This is a genomic window from Nostoc sp. MS1 (assembly GCF_019976755.1).
In the GTDB taxonomy this organism is placed as follows: Bacteria; Cyanobacteriota; Cyanobacteriia; order Cyanobacteriales; family Nostocaceae; genus Trichormus.
On record NZ_AP023441.1, the window covers coordinates 977,241 to 995,518 of the forward strand.

Genomic DNA, 18,278 nt, shown 5'->3' on the forward strand with positions numbered 1-18,278 from the left:
GTTGATTAGGTAAATAAATTATTCTTCCCTACACCTTTACACCCGTTTACCGAGCGCAGCAGAAGTATATACCCCTAGTATGGAAATATCAATCATCCTAGTAATAGTTGCCCTATTAGCCTTCTATGTCGCCTGGAACTTAGGGGCTAACGATGTTGCCAACGCAATGGGAACTTCTGTCGGTTCTAAAGCAATTACTCTGAGACAAGCAATAATTATTGCTGGGGTGTTGGAGTTTAGTGGTGCTGTCTTGTTTGGAAATGAGGTAACAGAAACCCTAGCAACAAAAGTCGCTAACCCCGAATTATTTGCAGCTACACCGCAAATTTTAGTTATTGGCATGATGACAGTGCTAATTTCTTGTGGTGTATGGTTACAGATTGCCACATCTCGCGGTTTACCAGTATCTTCATCTCATGCAGTAGTAGGTGCGATCGCTGGTTTTAGTTGGGTAGCGTTAGGAATAGGTGCAATCGATTGGTCATCCATTGGCTTAATCACGATTGGTTGGATTTTAACCCCTGTGATCAGTGGTGCGATCGCGGCTTTATTTTACAGTCTAATTAAACACTGGATATTAGAACAACCAAATCAAATTTCCCAGTTAAAAGAATGGATTCCTTGGTTGAGTGCAGTTCTCTTAGGTGTATTTGGCGTAATCGTCCTACCTTCCCTCACTCAACCCTTAACTGATTACCTCATTAATCAACTCGGTATCAACATTCCCCCCCACGATATTCCCCTTGTAACAGGAACATTGGCCGCAGTCGGGCTATCTTTCATCAGTTGGCGACAGCTAGAAAAGAGGCAGGAGTTAATAATTTCTCCCTCATCTCCCTCCTCCCCCACTCCCATCGAATCCCTATTTGCTCGTTACCAAGTCCTCAGTGCTTGCTTTGTCGCCTTTGCACATGGTTCTAATGATGTGGGGAATGCGATCGCACCTTTAGCGGCGATCGTCTATATTAATCAAACTGGGCAAGTTCCTAGCGATGGTATTACCGTTCCCCTATGGATCTTAATTCTCGGTGGTGCGGGGATTGTTGGTGGTTTAGCGGTTTGGGGTGAAAAGGTAATTGCGACAATTGGGGAAAACATTATCGCCTTGCAACCTAGTAGTGGATTTTGTGCAGAACTAGCCACAGCGACCACTATTTTATTAGCCTCCCGTATGGGTTTACCTGTCTCTACATCCCACGCTTTAGTAGGTGGCGTAGTTGGTGTAGGACTGGTACAAAGCCTCAGCTCGGTAAAATTTCAAACTCTCCAAGGTATTGCCACTGCATGGTTAGTAACAGTCCCGATAAGTGCCATTCTGAGTGCTGCCATCTTTAGCATTGCGCGGATTTTATTTTTTTAAGATAATGAATTAGGATGGAGTGTTGCTTTCAGAAATAGTACTCTTCAGGTATGGCTTTGTTAATTTTGAATTGATATAGAGGCTAGGCTTATGTAGAGGAATAGCTTTAGCCTCTCAATCATCCCTGAAAACTGCCAACAAGAAGGCACAATACAGAATCTCAATAGATTAACCAGCAGGAGTGATCACAAAGTTGGCAGCACTCAAACTTAAACCTGTAGATAGTTGAGCAAATTGCACTTGATCCCTACCGCCTGCACCATCGTAATCGAAGAACAAAGCACCTGTATTACTGTCGTAGATAAATCTGTCGTTACTGTCAACTGCGGCAGAACCTAAGACAAAGCGATCGCTAGTTAAATCACCCCAAGCCATTCCAGAGCCGAAAACATCACTAAAGTATATCTTATCTTCCAAGACATTAAAGTCGGTAATAGTATCGATACCAGCCGTGGTTCTGTAATAGAACTTGAACATATCAGCGCCACTACCACCAGTTAAAGTATCATTACCATCTCCTCCCTCAAGGTAATCATTTCCCGCACCACCAATCAAAGTATCATTGCCGATTTGCCCTAAGAAATCGCCATATAGAGAATCGCTACCATCTCCACCATCTAGATAGTCATTACCCTCCTGTCCATATAAATAATCATTATCTTCTTGACCGTAAAGTCCGTCATCTCCTAAACCGCCATAGAGGGTATCGTAACCATAGCCTCCTAATAAAGTGTCAATACCAGCTTCACCATAGAGTTCGTCGTTGCCATTGCCACCATCTAAATAGTCGTTGTCGTTTCCTCCATAGAGTTTATCGTTGCCATTGCCACCATTTAAATAGTCATTACCGCTTGCACCATTTAACGTGTCATCACCGTCATAGCCGTAAAGGGAATTACCCGCTTCATTACCAGTAATTACATTGTTCAGTTGATTGCCATAACCATTAGCCGTCATACCTACTAATAATAGGTTCTCTACGTTTGCACCCAAAGCATAGTCAGAACTAGCACGGACAGTATCAATGCCCTCGTTAGCGTACTCTATAACCGTGTCATAGACAGGGCTATCAACAATATAAGTATCGTTGCCAACGCCTCCATAAAGGTTGTCGTACCCATCTCCTCCATCTAAGGTATCGTCACCAGAACCGCCATAGAGGGTATCATTATTGCCTTCACCGTAGAGGAAGTCATTACCATCGCCTCCATTGAGAGTATCGTTACCGTACCAACCAAACAAGCGATCGCTTCCTGCATCACCAAATAACTGGTCGTCTCCATTTTCGCCATCTAATACATCGTTATCTGCTCCTCCAGAAAGGATGTCGTTACCTTCGCCTCCATAGAGGGTGTCATTACCATTACCTCCACTAAGGTAATCGTTACCAGCTTCACCATAAAGAATGTCAAAACCATCACCGCCATAGAGGCTATCATCACCATTTCCTCCATAAAGCTGGTCATTTCCTCCATTGCCATTAAGGGTGTCGTTTCCTTCATAGCCGTAAATTTGATCGTCCTCAGAATTACCGTCTAAAACATCATTCCGAGTCCAAAATCGCCACCAAGGATCGCCTTTAATTACAGCCATACTATGTCTCCTTTTGAGAATTTGATTTGATATTTGTAAATGAGGGATCAATAATTTTTTGTATATTCATAGTGATTAATGCCATTATTTCTGAATTGAAAAAAGGCTTAAAGAATTAATCTTTTAGTTCAAATAATAAAAATTACGGCATTAATTACTTTTTTATAAAAGTATTGAATCCCTTTGCTCTTTCTAGGTTCTTATCAGGGATAGGCTCAGGAATTATGCAAATGACTATTAAAATTTTTTCAATAGACTATATGTATTGCTGTACTCTAGACGCTAGGAAGACATATCTATACACTTTTGTAAATATATTTACTCATTGTGACAAACCTAACCCTGTCCTCTAGCTCTACCTAAGACCTGGTAGAAGTTTTTTGGCAAAATGGCAATTAATTAATTAGGATATGTGCAGGGAATGATTTAAGTTTCAGTAAAAGATAGCAAATAAACCCCATCCAAAACTCTAAACTGTTAATCTAGCTACATTCTGCATAAATCTCAGATTAAATCTGACAACTCTACCAGTTTTTTTATTGACCAGTATCTAATTGCAGATCCTTATTAATTACTGTTGCCACAAAAATAATAAGTATTTATATTTAGTGAGTTATTGATTGAGGAATAAATCTTACTTGGGTATTGAGGACTGAAATCAGGCTGATAGATACAGCCATAAGATTGACAAAAGTCCACTTTAGTACACGACTTACACATGAAAACGAAAACTTAAGTAGTTATGTTATCTCAGAGATGTGTGTATGAGGGGTGTAGGTATTCAATGCTCTTACACCCAACAACAGCCAAGAGTCTCATTGTGTAAGTCACTAGTAGGTTGCCAGTCAAATTATATGCTTTGCCAACCTTGGGTTAGTCATGACAAAATGACTTTGATATCCGTAAGTCCTGTTAAGATTTTTAAGTTTATCTGACAAAATACAGGAAATTAGAGTTAGCGCGACGCAAATTTACAGGCAGCAGCTGTATCGTCAAGGTGTATAGAGGTTAGAAGCTAATGGGGCGATTTGAGAAGCGACCAGACAACGACCCGCGAGTCCGAGGTGAGTTATCCAGGGCAGCAGAAACAGCTCTATGGGCTGTTGTGGAGGATTTAGACAGTCTAAAGCAGAATGTCCTCAAATCATTTCAGGAAGAAATTAAAAAGTTACAGACGGAAAAAGAACGATTAAGTGAGGAAATTCAACAGTTAATCGAAGAAAAAGAGCATTTACAAGAGGTACGGCGAATTACTGAACAGCAAGTCCTAATTCGTCAATTATCAGAAGCTTTAGCCAAGCACATCTGTTCTCAACTGCAATCATCTTTAGCAAAAATCGCTAATCAAACAGAGAGTCAAATCGCCGCCCTCAAATCAGCCCAAATCATCGCACCCGCAGCAGAAAATAACGAGCAGGTGGAAAAAATGCTGGGGAGTTTAGATGATAACCTAACGATCGCCTTTAATTCTCTCCAACAAGAACTCAAAAACTACCAGAGTAATCTCTCTCAGCAGTTGTCTAGGATGTATAGTCAACAGCAGGAAGGAGAAACGATTGTAGAGGATTTAATTACTCGTCTACGCGGGGAACTGACTAAAGCCATCCAAGAAACATCACAAGCATCCGTCAAGTTATCCCCGCCAACAGTTTTACAGCCTTCAGAACCACAACCTCCAACCCCGCAGAAGGTGGTTATAAATTCGCCACCTACGGTTTTGCAAATAGAGCAACAATCGTCAACCCCTGCGCCAGTGGAGGAAGCCAAGGCTATTAAGCAATCGATTATTATTACTCCTGAAAATTCTACAACCGCACCCCAAGAAACTCCTCAAAAGCCGCAGTCTGTGACCCCCAAAGTCTCCCCAGAAAGTGAGACTAAATCACCACCATCTCCAGAAAAACCACCGGAACCACTTTCGGTAATTAGTAGAGAATTAGCTGCGACTGCGCCTAAATCTTCACCCACCACAGAAAAGCCACCAGAGTCAGTTTCTACAATCAAAACTCAACTTCCACCCACCACAGAAAAACCACCGGAGCCAGTTTCTACAATCAAAACTCAACTTCCACCAACTACAGAAAAACCACCAGAGTCAGTCTCCACAATCAAAACTCAACTTCCACCAACTACAGAAAAACCACCAGAGCCTGTTTCCACATCTAAGACTAAATTCTCACAGAGTACAGAAAAGCCACCAGAGCCTGTTTCTGTACTTAATCGAGATTCATCTGAGACAAGAACTCCTTCTCCTCCACCTGCACCAGTAGTAAGAAGGGGATCAACAAATTCCTCATCAAGATCACGAAGATCGTCAAATTTATCCCCTGTTCAAGTGGGTTTTTTGTTGGTTGTGTTATCTACGGTGTTGTCATCGTTATACAACGTGGTACTTAAGGGGATGTTCTATAAAAGTTCTCAACTCTCCTCTGCGTTGGAGGTAGCGGGTTTAATCTCGCCAACGTTGGGAAATATTATGTTAATCCTCACTTTGCGGTTGATGGTGGTTGTACCACTGATGATACTGTTGGCTCCGATTATGTATCCGCAAGTGTGGCAAGATTTGCAAAACCTCAAGCAATCGTTAGGTAATAATCAATCTGCAACTAATCCCAAGCCGCAAAAACTTGTCCAGTATGTGTTTGCTAGCGGCTGCTTTTTGTTTTTATCGCAGGTGCTAATTTATTTTGCCATTGGTCAAGTAGCCACAGGTGTAGCGATCGCTCTTTTCTTCGCCTACCCACTCATTAACGGCTTACTGTCTTGGTTACTATTTCGTGATCGCCCTGGTGTGTTTCGCATCAGTGCGATCGGGGCTATTTTCTGCGGTGAGGTACTAGTTTTTTCCGGCGTAACCAACACTAGTATTGTTAGCAATCCCTTTGCTACAATCACCGCCGTTCTTGCTGGTGCTGCTTTTGCTTGTTACCTCATCCTGACTCGTATATGTGCTACCAAAGTCCATCCTGTCTGTTTGTCTTTGATTAACTTCGTCACTATGTTGGGCTTGAGTTTCATCTTTTTGATGTTACCCCTACCCGAAAATTGGACTTTAGTAATTAACCGTTCTAACTTACTAGAAATAGTGTTAAGTGCTTTTATTTTGGGTGTTTTAACGCTGTTGAGCTATGTATTTAGCCACATTGGTGTCGGTAAACTAGGTGGATTGCGATCGGCAATTATTAGTGCAGGTGTACCAATTCTGACTGTAATTTTTGCTGGTTTGGTACTTCAAGAAACTTTAAATATTGTGCAAGTATTTGGGGTGTTGTTTGTAACTTTTGGTGCAGCAGCTTTTAGCGTTGGCAAAATCCCAAATCCCAATAAACCATCTAGTGCCGAAAACTGAAAACCTTAAACCAATTCAAAATGCAAAATTCAAAACACCAGACTTAGCATAGATTTGGGCGTTTTTATCTGTATCATCTTGTTTGTGAAATGGTATAAAGTCTTGTGGCCTTGCTATTAATACCACAAGTAAATAAGTAGCATTTTGGCAAAAATCCCCGAATGAACTGTAAATCAAGGTTTTAAATTCAAGATTATAAAACAGATGTACTATTGAATAATTACTAAGTATTGCCTAATGTCAGCAATCCTTGATTATTTTATTGACCAATCCTTGACTATTAATAAAGTCTCTAAAATATTTATAAAAAGAAAAGTTAAGAATAGATTAATTCATGAGATTTTAGTAATATGGCCTATAAATATGGAATATTATGTTGTGAGCAAATAAAAGCTATCGCTAAGTTGCAATAGTCTGTCTAAACTGCCGTAAAATGGTTTGTAAGAAGCCATTATTGGGTTGCAACATCAAGACGGATGAAAAAGGAATAGAGACTAGGGACTGAGCATTAGGAACTCAGCACGAGGCTTAAAGCCTCGCTCCCGCTAATAATCTTTTTCAGACATCTGGGTAGTTCAAAATGCCCTATTGATTCTATGGGCGTGAGTAAAACTAGTGTAGTTGCTAGGTTGTCTTCTCAAACAATCAGCCCCTTGATTTCTGAAAACATAGATTCAGCATCTAGTCGAAATTATTCAGCGATAGTATAGTCACCTCAAGGAGATATCTTCGGCTCACGATTTTCATCGTCATTTGTGACATAACTCTGTTGCAAATTCGGTCAGCAGCTAAAAGCGCTAAAAGTAGCTTTGCTACATAGGCAATGAAAGAGCAGAGAAGTTCCGGATAATGGAGAAAGTCCTTGTAGGTTACTTATTAGAACGATAAATTTCACTGCTTAGTTGACCGAACTATAAATGAGGAAATTCTGGCAGTTATTTTGTGATTTTTCGGTAAGATACAAGCACGTATATTAGCAGTAATTTTACTGAGAATACGTTATAAATTACGGAGGAATGAGCATCTTGACCAATAATCAACTCTTAGCTAAAACATCTTAAACATTACCAAAAGAAAATATCACCCCCCTTTGGGTGTAAACCAATTACTTTTTAATTTAAGTTAAGTGTGCTATTCAACTATTTTGTAATATGAGCAATGACATCGATCTGATCAAGCGTCTTGGCCCCAGTGCAATGGATCAGATCATGCTATACCTGGCTTTTAGTGCCATGAGGACAAGTGGGCATAGGCATGGAGCATTTCTAGATGCAGCAGCAACCGCAGCTAAGTGTGCAATTTACATGACTTATCTAGAGCAGGGGCAAAATCTTCGGATGACCGGGCATTTGCACCATCTAGAGCCGAAACGAGTCAAAATCATCGTCGAGGAAGTCAGACAAGCCCTAATGGAGGGCAAACTGCTCAAGACATTAGGTTCTCAAGAACCCCGCTACTTGATTCAGTTTCCTTATGTCTGGTTAGAAAAGTATCCTTGGATGCCAGGGCGATCGCGGATTCCGGGTACAAGTCTAACGAGCGAAGAAAAAAGACAAATTGAGCATAAGTTACCAAGCAATCTTCCCGATGCTCAGTTGGTTAGTTCCTTTGAGTTTTTGGAGTTAATTGAATTTCTCCATAAGCGATCGCAAGACGAATTGCCACCAGAACACCGCATGGAGTTGAGTGAAGCTTTAGCAGAGCATATCAAGCGTCGTCTGCTCTACTCTGGCACGGTGACAAGAATAGATTCGCCTTGGGGAATGCCCTTCTATGCCTTGACTCGTCCTTTTTATGCTCCAGCCGACGACCAAGAGCGTACTTACATCATGGTAGAAGATACCGCTCGGTATTTCCGCATGATGAAAGATTGGGCAGAAAAACGACCAAATGCGATGCGTGCCTTGGAAGAATTGGATGTGCCGCCAGAACGCTGGGATGAAGCCATGCAGGAATTAGATGAAATCGTCCGTGCTTGGGCTGATAAATATCACCAAGCAGGTGGTATCCCGATGATTTTGCAAATGGTGTTCGGCAGAAAAGAAGATTAATCAGCCAGGGTAAAGGGGATCACTAGTGATTTTTCGTGAAGAAATTTTCTCTAGTCACATTCAATTACTCATATCAATTCAAAATTTACAATTCACAATTAAGAAATCCAGCTTTACAAGGGTTTCTAAATTTGAATCTATTTCAGAATTGTAGTGAATTGGTATTAGCAAGTTAAAAGTAAATATCTACAGAGCAGCTGACAAAGCAGCGATGGGCGGTTTTTACTGCTTACATTCAGGATTTAACACTTAATGTAGCAGCGATTCAGCCAACGCTACGGGCGTATTATCGGGGAAGCTAAAAGCAGCCTATCGCGTGCAGATGTCTCCTGTGTGATTCGTAAAAGTGTTGATTAAGGTAAAGATTTTTAAATTCAAATTTACTACCCTATTTCTATCGACTAAGAAATTATCTTAGATTGTAGTAATTAAGATACTTAATATGTTTGGCAATGAGTAATTTATTTTAATACAAAATAATTACCCATGACCAATCAGACCATTTACATAAACTAGAGAAAACTGCTAATTCTTTCAACGGCGGTTTCTAATATACGTGGCTCATGTACTAGGGCAAAGCGGACGTATCCTTCGCCGGATTTGCCAAAGCCAGCACCAGGGGAAGCCGCGACACCTGTTTGCTTAACTAACTGTGTACAGAATTGTATGGAATTTTGACTCCACGGCGCTGGTAATTTTGCCCAGATGTACATGGTGGCTTTAGGCATAGGAACATACCAACCGATACGGTGTAGAGCATCAATAAAGGCATCACGACGTTGACGGAAGGTACTGACAGCCGATTGTACGCCAGCTTGGGGGCCAGTCAGAGCTGCGATCGCCCCATTTAAAATTCCCCGATACTGATTAAAATCGACAGCTGCTTTAATTTGTCGTAGTGCTTGAATTAACTGGGCATTACCAATGGCATAACCGATACGAAAACCGCCCATGTTATAAGACTTAGACAGCGTAAAAAATTCAATAGAAACGCTCTTTTCTGGATCAGCTTGCAGAATAGAAGGGGCTAAGGAACGGGTAAGACTTTGCTCCCCGTTTTCGCTTTCCGCAAAAACTAAATCCACGTAAGGAAAATCGTGAACCAAAGCAATGTTATGTTCCTGACAAAAAGCGACAGCTTCTTTAAAGAAAGATAGGGGTGCGATCGCTGATGTAGGATTATGGGGATAGCTTAACACCATCATCCGTGACTGCTCCACAACAGCAGCCGGGATATCAGCAAACACAGGTAAAAAATCGTTTTCTGCCTTCAACGGCATAGGGTAAATTTGCCCACTAGCTAAATAGACTCCCCCAGCATGAGAAGGGTAGCCGGGATCAAGTAGTAAAGCAAAATCCCCAGGATTGAGCAAGGCTAAGGGTAAATGTGCAGTGCCTTCCTGGGAACCAATTAAAGGCAGTACTTCTGTTTCGGGATCAACTTTCACCCCAAATTTTTGTTCGTACCAGTTAGCCGCAGCTTGGCGAAAATCTCGCGTACCATTAAACAGCAAGTAGCCGTGAGTACTGGGATCATGTAAAGATTTGGCGATCGCTTCAATTACGTGAGCTTCGGCTGGCAAATCAGAAGATCCCAGTGATAAATCAATTAAGTCTTTCCCTGCTGCTAAAGCCAAGGACTTAGCCTTGTCCATGTCCGCAAATACGTTAAATTGCAGGGGTTGTAAACGCTGTGAGAATTGCATATTAGTCATTAGTCATTAGTCAACAGTCAACAGTCAACAGTCAACAGTCACAATTTTTCCGACTATGAACTATGGACTATAGACTACTGACTATAGACTAATTATTATTCAAATGCGTATCTAACATATTGAGTAATTTATCTTTACTTATTACTCCTTCTGTTGATGCTAATAACTCACTACCTTTAAGTAATCGGAGGGCTGGTACACCTTCTACTTGATATTGTTTGACTGTTAGAGGGTTGGGATCGACTTCTAGTTTAACTACTTTCAGGCGATCGCTATAGGTATTAGCAGCTATATTAATCACTGGTGACATCAACTGGCACGGGCCACACCAAGAAGCCCAGAAGTAAACTAATACAGGCTGCTCGGCTTTTAATACTTCGCTTTCAAACTCAGCATCAGTTATGGTGATTACACCCTTACTCATCGCAGTCTCCATTAGTTGGCATCGATACAAAGTTGGCACACAGATTACTGTATCTTAAATCAGTTGACAGTTGACAGGTGATTAAAAATCCCACAACTATCATCAGCTGTGGGACTTGGCTGATTTACAAATTAAGATTACAACTGATCCAATTGCTTGCGTAGGCTTTCTAACTCAGAGTCAACAACTTCGTTAGATTTGGGTGCAGTGGATTGTTGATCTTGTTCTGCGGGTAGTAGGGGTTGATTGGGTGGGGTAGCGGGAGCCAAGGAGGCTTTTAGGGCTGCCAATTCGTCATCTACATCGCTGCTAGATTCTAACTTGGCAAATTGAGTTTCTAAGTCTGCTCCGGCTAGTTCTGCGGCTGATTGGGCGCGGGCTTCCTGCATTAAGACTTTTTCTTCCATCCGCTCAAAGGCAGCCATAGCACTGTTTGTATTCATCCCACGTACCATACCTTCGAGTTGCTCTTGGGCTTTGGCTGTGGTAATCCGCGCTTTGAGCATTTCTTTCTTAGTTTTGGCTTCAGAAATTTTGCTTTCTAGCTGGATTAGGTTACGTTTGAGGGTTTCAACTTGAGTGCTTTGTTGATCTAGGCTGGTTTTTAAGGCTGTGCCGGTTTCGGTATAGGTTTTTTTCCGCTCAAGCGCTTGTCTAGCTAAGTTTTCATCACCTTTTTGTAATGCTAATTGGGCGTTACGTTGCCACTTATTAATTTCGTTTTGAGCATCAGTATATTGTTTCTCTGTACGCTTTTGGGCGGCGATCGCTTGAGCTACACCCTGACGTAATTGCACCAAGTCTTCCTGCATTTCCAGGATGGCTTGCTCTAGCATTTTTTCTGGATCTTCAGCTTTATTGACTAAATCGTTAAGGTTAGCACTAACTACTCGCTTAATCCGATCAAATAATCCCATAACTTTTTTTCCTTTTGGAGTTTACGCGCTTGGTTGATAAGTTGGCTTTTTTACTATTTAATAGCTTCCATTTTCAATGTAATCTTTCCGGTTGGGTTAAGTACGTCCCAAGACCTGCTAATTGTTAAGATATATCTTAGTGTTGATAATTGACTAATTCTTAAGAGTTTTCACCTTGGGGTAGTTGTTGCTGTTGGGAACTTTCTGTACTTGGCAGTTGATTTTTCATTGCTGCTAACTGCTTATCAACATCATCACCGGCTTCTAGTGCGTCAAATTGTTTTTGCAAGTCGTCGCTACCGAGTTGATTAATGAGTTCTGATTTTGCCTCTACTTGTAAAACCTTTTCTTCCATGCGTTCAAAAGCATTCAAACTACTGGTAGCTGAACCTCCGCTTAACATTTCTTGCAGCTTATAGGATGCTTCTGCTGAACGAGCGCGAGCGATATACATATCTTTTTTAGTCTTCGCCTCCGCAAGTTTTAACTCCAGTGTCCGCATATCCTGTTTGAGCCTAGTTACTATCTCAACTTGTTCGGTAATTTGGCTAGAAAAATTTTCGGACGCTGCTACATAAGCTTTGCGTTTTGTCAAGGCTTCCCTGGCTAGAGGTTCGTTACCTTGTTGTAGTGCTAACTGGGCGCGACGATACCATTCTTCGGCGGTTGACTGGGCTGATGCAGCTTGGCGTTCAGTACGTTTTTGAGTAGCGATCGCTTGAGCTACCCCCTGTCGCAATTGCAGTAAATGTTGCTGCATTTCCATGACAGTTTGTTCCAGAATCTTTTCTGGATCTTCTCTACTGGCTACCGCACTATTGAAATTAGCGCTAATCACCCTTTGGATACGCTTAATCAATTCCATTTCGGCTCTCCATTCATTTTGTGCCAGTCAACCTTGGGGGAAATTTAAAATTCGTCTTGGAAAGTTTGCTCAACGGGGGGAACCCCCGCACGCAACTTTCCGCAAAATTCAAAAAAATAATTTGAGCCTGCTTTGAGACATAAGCTATGCTGGCGTTGAGAAATATAGTACCAGTTCACCTCATACCCTTTTTCCTGTCCCTTATTCCCTAATCCTATCGTAAATTTTTACAATCTATGGCTGCTGTAGGCGTGCTTTCATCCCTTTGGCTTGTAGCTGTTTTAACCTTTGTTGTGCTTCTTCTTTGGTTTTGACTGTAGCCAAATAGATTAGTGTGCTGTTACGTGATAGATAAGCATCACGAACTACTCGGCGTGCCTCATTTAAGGATTTAGGGTTTTGATTCTCTATAACTATATGATATAGCCCATCTGCTGACGGTTTGATTTCGGCGCTGGGTGTGGCTGGAGTTGTAGTAGTTGCTTCGGGTATGGGTTGTAAGCTGGGGCTTGGTGCAGACTGAGTTGTAGCTGCTTCAGGTATGGGCTGTAAGCTGGGGCTGGGAGTGGGATTGAGGGCTGGTAAAGGTTGCGTCTCTGGTAAGGGATTGGTAACTGGAGGGACAACTGGTGTTTGGATGGCGATAGGGTTGGCTGGTACGGTGGGGGTTGCTTGTACCTTCGGTTGTAAGCCAACTACATCAATTGGATCTCTTACTTGGGGAAATTCTTTGGCGGCTAAGTTGGGATACTTAGGTATGGGTGTGAGTTCTGGTTGTAATTCGGTTTGGGGATTACTAGCAGTTTGGGGGGGAGTTTGGGTGCTGGGAGATGAATTACCGTTGAATAATTTACTGAAATTCAACTGGGGTAAGGTTTTAGGATTGAAAACTACGTAACCCAAGGTAAGACTAGCTACTAATAGAAGCAACATGGAGCCGATGCCCAAGGGTGATAGGAGACTATCGTTAGAATTGTTGGCTTGGTTTTCTTCTGGTGCTTCATCTGTGAGGCTGCGCAACAAGGCTTCACTAGATTCTAAATAGTCATCTGGTTGGGCAGGAGTATCATCGGCTAAGAGCTTATCGCTTTGATTACCTTGGGCGATCGCAGGTACAATACTGCTATTTTCTGTAGGCGTGGCGGGAGGCAAAGGAATTTGTCTATTAGCTTCTGGTTGAGTTTTTGGTTGAGACTCTGGTGTTTTAGCAGCCGGAAGCTGGCGATTAGGAGCTAGGGAAGACGGATTTTCAATTTCTGATTGTGGGGTTTTTTCTGGGGTAGATGACTTAATAATGACTGGCGCTGGTTTTTCTGGAGGAGTTGGGGGTAAGGGTAGAGGTTTTGTTTGAGGTTTAATTTCTAATAGTGATGGCTGAGTATTTGCCAATGAGGCATTTTTATCACTCAAATCTTGAGCATAATTATTAGCGTAACTATTTACACGAGATTGACTGGTAGCCCTTATTCCCATACGGGTACGTCGATAACGAGCTAATTCTTGTTCTAGCTGTACTTCTAAACTGGCTAAAGCCGCCGCTAATGCTGGCTTCAACCCACTACCATCCATCAAGGGTTTTTGACTCATTACCTTCGTGCCTCAAACGTTAGACTACTTACTGCCAATGCTAGAGAAAATTGTTTATTAGTATAGACCCCAGAACTAAGCGGTACAGGGGTTTGGATACTTAAAACCTCTACACCCTCATACCCTGCCATAATAGAAATTCCTATTGTGTCATCCTGACTAAGCTCAATTGTGGCTGTTATTTGACAAGATGTCCTTTAAATCGGTTAATGATATTTTAGATGTCATAGAAAAGCAGGCGAAATGGCAACAACAACCATTCCAACAAGTATGCCAATTTTGGGCAGAAGTTGTAGGTAGTGCTATTGCTGCTCAAACTCAGCCTTTATCTATACAGCGCGATGTTTTACGAGTAGCAACTTCTAGTGCTGCTTGGGCGCAAAACTTGACATTTAGCCGTCAAACGTTGCTTTTCAAGTTAAATCAAAAACTATCTACGCCTTTGGTGGATTTGCGTTTCTCTACTGCCGGTTGGCAACGCCATCCCCCAAAGGAACAACCACAAGCAAAGGTTTTAGCAAATCAGCATCCTAGTTATCTAGGCGACATTAATGAACGGCGTGGGGCGACAGTTGTTAACCAAGATGTAAATCAGGTGTTTGACAATTGGGCTAAGACAAGACAGAGGCGATCGCAAAATTTACCCCTTTGCCCCCAGTGTCAATGTCCTACCCCACCCGGTGAACTCCAGCGTTGGGGGGTTTGTGGATTTTGTAGTGTGAAGCAGTTACCTAAAAATATTAAATATTTTTCTGTATAAATAAACTGGTGTAATCTAACTTTGGTTAGTTGTTAAATTTGTATTTTTACTGTTATGTGTTTGACTAATTTCATGCTTAAAATCAGAAATTATGTCTTAATTAAAAATTTCTCATACATCTAAAGTTTGACTTTTAGCGTTGATCCCCATTTGGTTAAAGGCAATAATTTATATGTAACCACTATAAGGAACATTGAAAAATATAACATAAATCTAAAAACATAATAAAGGTTATTTTAGCGATAAATGGGTTAAAACCTAGATGGGATCACGGGTTACGGGTTCTATACGTATTTCTATCTAGAAGGACAATAAAAAAACGAAATCAGCCATACACGGCATTAAAGATGAACCCAAATGAAATCTATTAATTCTTTGACATCTGCCTGTCGATATTGCCGCCACTATCAGCCAGAAGGTCGCCGGGGTGGGATGTGTCAACAGTTGGGAGCGCCTGTGCAAGCCTGTTGGAAAGCTTGCTCCTTAGCGCTACCACCTTTTGCGCCTTCTTGGGAGACTTTGGAGGATGCTTGGAGTTTACCTGATGCTGCACCAGTGTTAGTAGAATCAGAACTTCTGGTGTCTAATGTAGAGAATACTATTTTTGCTGTTAGTCAGGAGAAAACTGCCTCTACTTCTGAACAAGCAAAAGTTGAGACAGTACTTATTTAACCATTCATATATTACCTGACTGTGTTTACAGTCTGTTTACGATTTAGATTTACGTTTAAAGATTTGTCAGTTGTCAGGTGATATCCACTATTGACTGTTGAACGCCAGTTGCTTTAAGTCGGCAGAGCCGCCCAACGCACTGGCTCCTGTTGACTGATAACTGACACACCCAATTACGGTAGCCAAGGAAAGTCTCGAAAATTTGGTGTGCGTTTTTCTAAAAAGGCTTGTTTACCTTCAGAACCTTCTTCTGTCATGTAATAAAGTAGGGTTGCATTACCGGCTAGTTCTTGTAAACCAGCTTGTCCATCACAGTCAGCATTAAATGCGGCTTTGAGACAGCGAATAGCAATAGGGCTTTTTTCTAAAATTTCTCCTGCCCATTTAATTCCTTCTGCTTCCAGTTCGTCTACTGGGACAACACAATTTATTAAACCCATTTCTAAAGCTTGTTGGGCATCATATTGACGGCAGAGAAACCAAATTTCCCGCGCTTTTTTCTGCCCCACAATACGGGCAAGGTAGCTTGCGCCAAAACCACCATCGAAACTGCCGACTTTTGGCCCTGTTTGCCCAAAAATAGCATTATCAGCCGCGATTGTCAGGTCACAAATTAAGTGTAGAACGTGACCACCGCCGATTGCATATCCAGCTACTAATGCAATAACGACTTTGGGCATGGAACGAATTAGGCGTTGTAAATCAAGCACATTTAAGCGAGGGATGCCTGCATCATCTACATAGCCAGCTTGTCCCCGCACGCTTTGGTCGCCACCAGCACAAAAAGCATACTTGCCATCAGTATGGGGGCCAGCGCCAGTAAATAGAACTACACCGATGCGTGTATCCTCACGGGCATCCCAGAAAGCATCATAGAGTTCTACAACAGTTTTGGGACGAAAAGCATTGCGTTTATGTGGGCGGTTGATAGTGATTTTAGCTATCCCATCCGCTTTGTGATAGAGGATATCTTCGTAAGTTTTAACGGGTTGCCAGTCGATTTGCATGGGAATGAAGTATGCTGCTTGAGAATTTTATCGCAGAGGTGGGGCGTTGCGATCGCTAATATTTAACGTGAGTTCGACGGCACTAAAAAACAGCAGCAGCTAGAGACGTAATATATAACGTCTCTACATCATTTATTCGGCACAGCTTTCTAGAGAACTGGTATTAGAAACCATAAATTCCCTAATTTTATATTACGAATTACGAATTAACTATACCCATCCCAACCATTAGGAAAGGTGTAATCAGAGAACAGAGGAAAATTTTGATTATTAACGCGGGTTTCCTCATCCAGAACTTTGACAACCTTGTTATAAATATCTTCGGCTTGTTGGGGTGAGTCACCTATACTAGTTAGTCCTAATTTACCAAACTGGGAAAGACAACCCATCAAATGAAATACCGTTCCTGTTTCTGTGCAGCTATCGAAATGTAATCTATGATGGGCAATAATATCCATCAAATCGTTAGGTAATAATCCCCGATAACGGTCTTTTTGCAGGTTGTCTGTGGCGATGTAGTATTTAGGGCGGCCTTGTTGACTGTAAAATAACCCGGTAGATAAATCATAACGACCGTTGGTCAATAATTTTAAAGTCATAAAGGGATGGGTTGTCCCACCTTTACGCAGGTTAATTTCAATCGCCTGTATATCCCATTGAGCATTACCTTGGTCAACTGTAATAAAGTCTACACCAAATCTTTCCAACGCTCCTTTTTCTGCCAGCTTTCTCCCAACTTGTAAGCCTAATTGTTGTAACTGTAGGCGATAACGTTCATCTGCGGGAAAGCTACATCCTAAGTATATCTGTCCGTCTGGGCCGCCAAGGATTTGGTCGTGAGTCGAAAGGATTTCTACTTCACCTGTAGGTGTGATGCGTCCTTGCACACTAGGCGATCGCTTAATCTCACCTTCAACAAATGCTTCGACAATTGCCCCTAATTCTGTAATTCTACCAGAAAAGTTCGCCCAATTTTCTTGTTTGGCTTGAAAACGCAACGAGGAAAAGCGATCGCTAATTGCGGCTATTCTTTCAGCTTGAGTCGCTTTTGGTGGCGCAACATCTATTATGGGTTGCAAATCTAGTAGTGCGTTTCCTTCCCCAGAAATCCCTTCATTCAATTTCACTACCATCCGTTTTAGTGATGGTTGGCGTTCCCATAAATCATTCGCCGCCACAGCCAAATCTTGGTGAGTCCAAACTAATGGACTACCATCGGGATGGGGTACACCACTTTCTGCAAAAATTTGCCGACTACCGCTTTTTGTCCCCCAAATTTGCAAATCTGGTGCAGCCGCATACAAGGGTACATTTAATTGAAGTGATAATTCTGCTTCTAATTCTGTGGAGTTATAGCAAACTATAAATGATTTTTCTAACCTTAAAGCTTGCTTAATTCTCTCTACTAACCGAGGACGTTCTAAAATTTTTTGACTTAGAGGTTTAGGAGAAGAATCATAAGCCGAAAGTAGTAGCAAGCGATTACGCGCATGGGAAAAAGGAATACCCGGCAGCAGTTGTAAATAATAATCGATAATACTGGGATGTAGGGGAATTGATGTTACATAAATCAATCTAGTGCGGGGATTTCGTAACCGCATCAAGGCAAAAAGTAATCTTTCTTCATAATGTTCAAAACCCTCAACTTTTTGAATTTCACGCTGGTCAATACTTAAGGAAGGGATAACGACAATATCTGCTTCGCCAGTATCAAACTGCTCGATAGTTTTCCAGCGATCGCGTAAGGTATATTGTAGGCTGCGAAATTGATCAACCGATTCTAATTTTGCATGATTTAGCGTTACCATAGTCCCTTCCTCATTTGATCCCCAACACTAACTGATTAATCTTGTATAACCTAAATTAAGCGGCATCTTACTGTTCTGCAATAGTTCTTGACTGTCTCCCCTGCTGTCATATTAAGTAGTTTTGTGCTTGATAGGCTATTCTCCAAAAGTAAGATAATTTTTGTGTTTAG

14 protein-coding genes are annotated in these 18,278 nt (G+C 41.7%); 5 read left to right on the forward strand and 9 right to left on the reverse strand.

The features are described 5' to 3' along the window. Positions 1–79 precede the first annotated feature (79 nt). Entirely contained in the window at positions 80–1,360 is a 1,281-nt protein-coding gene (locus NSMS1_RS04225; protein ID WP_411908662.1) for an inorganic phosphate transporter, read from the forward strand. A 168-nt stretch (positions 1,361–1,528) separates the two neighbouring features. Here the strand turns inward: NSMS1_RS04225 and NSMS1_RS35010 are convergent, their stop codons facing one another. Beyond that, the gene (locus tag NSMS1_RS35010; protein WP_317986579.1) at positions 1,529–2,953 is read right to left on the reverse strand and encodes a calcium-binding protein; all 1,425 of its coding nucleotides are present in this window, start codon (positions 2,951–2,953) and stop codon (positions 1,529–1,531) included. A gap of 1,018 nt (positions 2,954–3,971) precedes the next feature. On the opposite strand from NSMS1_RS35010, the gene NSMS1_RS04245 reads away from it, so the two are divergent. Further along, complete coding sequence (locus NSMS1_RS04245) at positions 3,972–6,302, forward strand: EamA family transporter (RefSeq protein ID WP_224091393.1); 2,331 nt, start codon at positions 3,972–3,974, stop codon at positions 6,300–6,302. A gap of 1,151 nt (positions 6,303–7,453) precedes the next feature. Further along, entirely contained in the window at positions 7,454–8,353 is a 900-nt protein-coding gene (gene hetR, locus NSMS1_RS04250; protein ID WP_224091396.1) for a heterocyst differentiation master regulator HetR, read from the forward strand. A 512-nt stretch (positions 8,354–8,865) separates the two neighbouring features. Here the strand turns inward: hetR and NSMS1_RS04255 are convergent. The 6 genes from NSMS1_RS04255 to NSMS1_RS35015 all read right to left on the reverse strand — a co-directional run bounded on the left by NSMS1_RS04255 (position 8,866) and on the right by NSMS1_RS35015 (position 13,992). Further along, positions 8,866–10,068, reverse strand: a complete 1,203-nt coding sequence (locus NSMS1_RS04255; protein WP_224091398.1) for an LL-diaminopimelate aminotransferase — start codon at positions 10,066–10,068, stop codon at positions 8,866–8,868. Between the two features lie 88 nt (positions 10,069–10,156). Beyond that, positions 10,157–10,492 carry a thioredoxin family protein gene (locus NSMS1_RS04260; RefSeq protein WP_224091400.1) on the reverse strand — a complete coding sequence of 112 codons (336 nt, stop codon included), beginning with the start codon at positions 10,490–10,492 and terminating at the stop codon, positions 10,157–10,159. Positions 10,493–10,629: 137 nt separating this feature from the next. Beyond that, positions 10,630–11,409, reverse strand: coding sequence for a PspA/IM30 family protein (locus NSMS1_RS04265; protein ID WP_224091402.1), 780 nt, complete (start codon positions 11,407–11,409; stop codon positions 10,630–10,632). Between the two features lie 160 nt (positions 11,410–11,569). After that, a complete protein-coding gene (locus NSMS1_RS04270; RefSeq protein WP_224091404.1) occupies positions 11,570–12,274 on the reverse strand; it encodes a PspA/IM30 family protein in 705 nt (234 codons plus the stop codon). A 234-nt stretch (positions 12,275–12,508) separates the two neighbouring features. Continuing rightward, positions 12,509–13,861: a hypothetical protein gene (locus NSMS1_RS04275; RefSeq protein ID WP_224091406.1), complete on the reverse strand. Its 1,353-nt coding sequence runs from the start codon at positions 13,859–13,861 to the stop codon at positions 12,509–12,511. After that, the gene (locus tag NSMS1_RS35015) at positions 13,861–13,992 is read right to left on the reverse strand and encodes a hypothetical protein (RefSeq protein ID WP_263432558.1); all 132 of its coding nucleotides are present in this window, start codon (positions 13,990–13,992) and stop codon (positions 13,861–13,863) included. Before NSMS1_RS35015 ends, NSMS1_RS04275 begins: the two co-directional genes overlap by 1 nt. Positions 13,993–14,051: 59 nt before the next feature. Here NSMS1_RS35015 and NSMS1_RS04280 point away from each other — a divergent pair, with 59 nt between their 5' ends. Together NSMS1_RS04280 and NSMS1_RS04285 are read left to right on the forward strand one after the other, a co-directional pair. Further along, on the forward strand, positions 14,052–14,621 hold the full coding sequence (locus NSMS1_RS04280; RefSeq protein ID WP_224091408.1) for a DUF721 domain-containing protein: 570 nt from the start codon (positions 14,052–14,054) through the stop codon (positions 14,619–14,621). A gap of 357 nt (positions 14,622–14,978) precedes the next feature. Beyond that, the gene (locus tag NSMS1_RS04285) at positions 14,979–15,293 is read left to right on the forward strand and encodes a hypothetical protein (protein ID WP_224091410.1); all 315 of its coding nucleotides are present in this window, start codon (positions 14,979–14,981) and stop codon (positions 15,291–15,293) included. 173 nt (positions 15,294–15,466) lie between these two features. Here the strand turns inward: NSMS1_RS04285 and menB are convergent, their stop codons facing one another. Continuing rightward, positions 15,467–16,300 carry a 1,4-dihydroxy-2-naphthoyl-CoA synthase gene (gene menB, locus NSMS1_RS04290; protein WP_224091412.1) on the reverse strand — a complete coding sequence of 278 codons (834 nt, stop codon included), beginning with the start codon at positions 16,298–16,300 and terminating at the stop codon, positions 15,467–15,469. A gap of 206 nt (positions 16,301–16,506) precedes the next feature. After that, complete coding sequence (locus NSMS1_RS04295) at positions 16,507–18,108, reverse strand: peptide ligase PGM1-related protein (RefSeq protein ID WP_224091414.1); 1,602 nt, start codon at positions 18,106–18,108, stop codon at positions 16,507–16,509. Between the last annotated feature and the right edge of the window lie 170 nt (positions 18,109–18,278).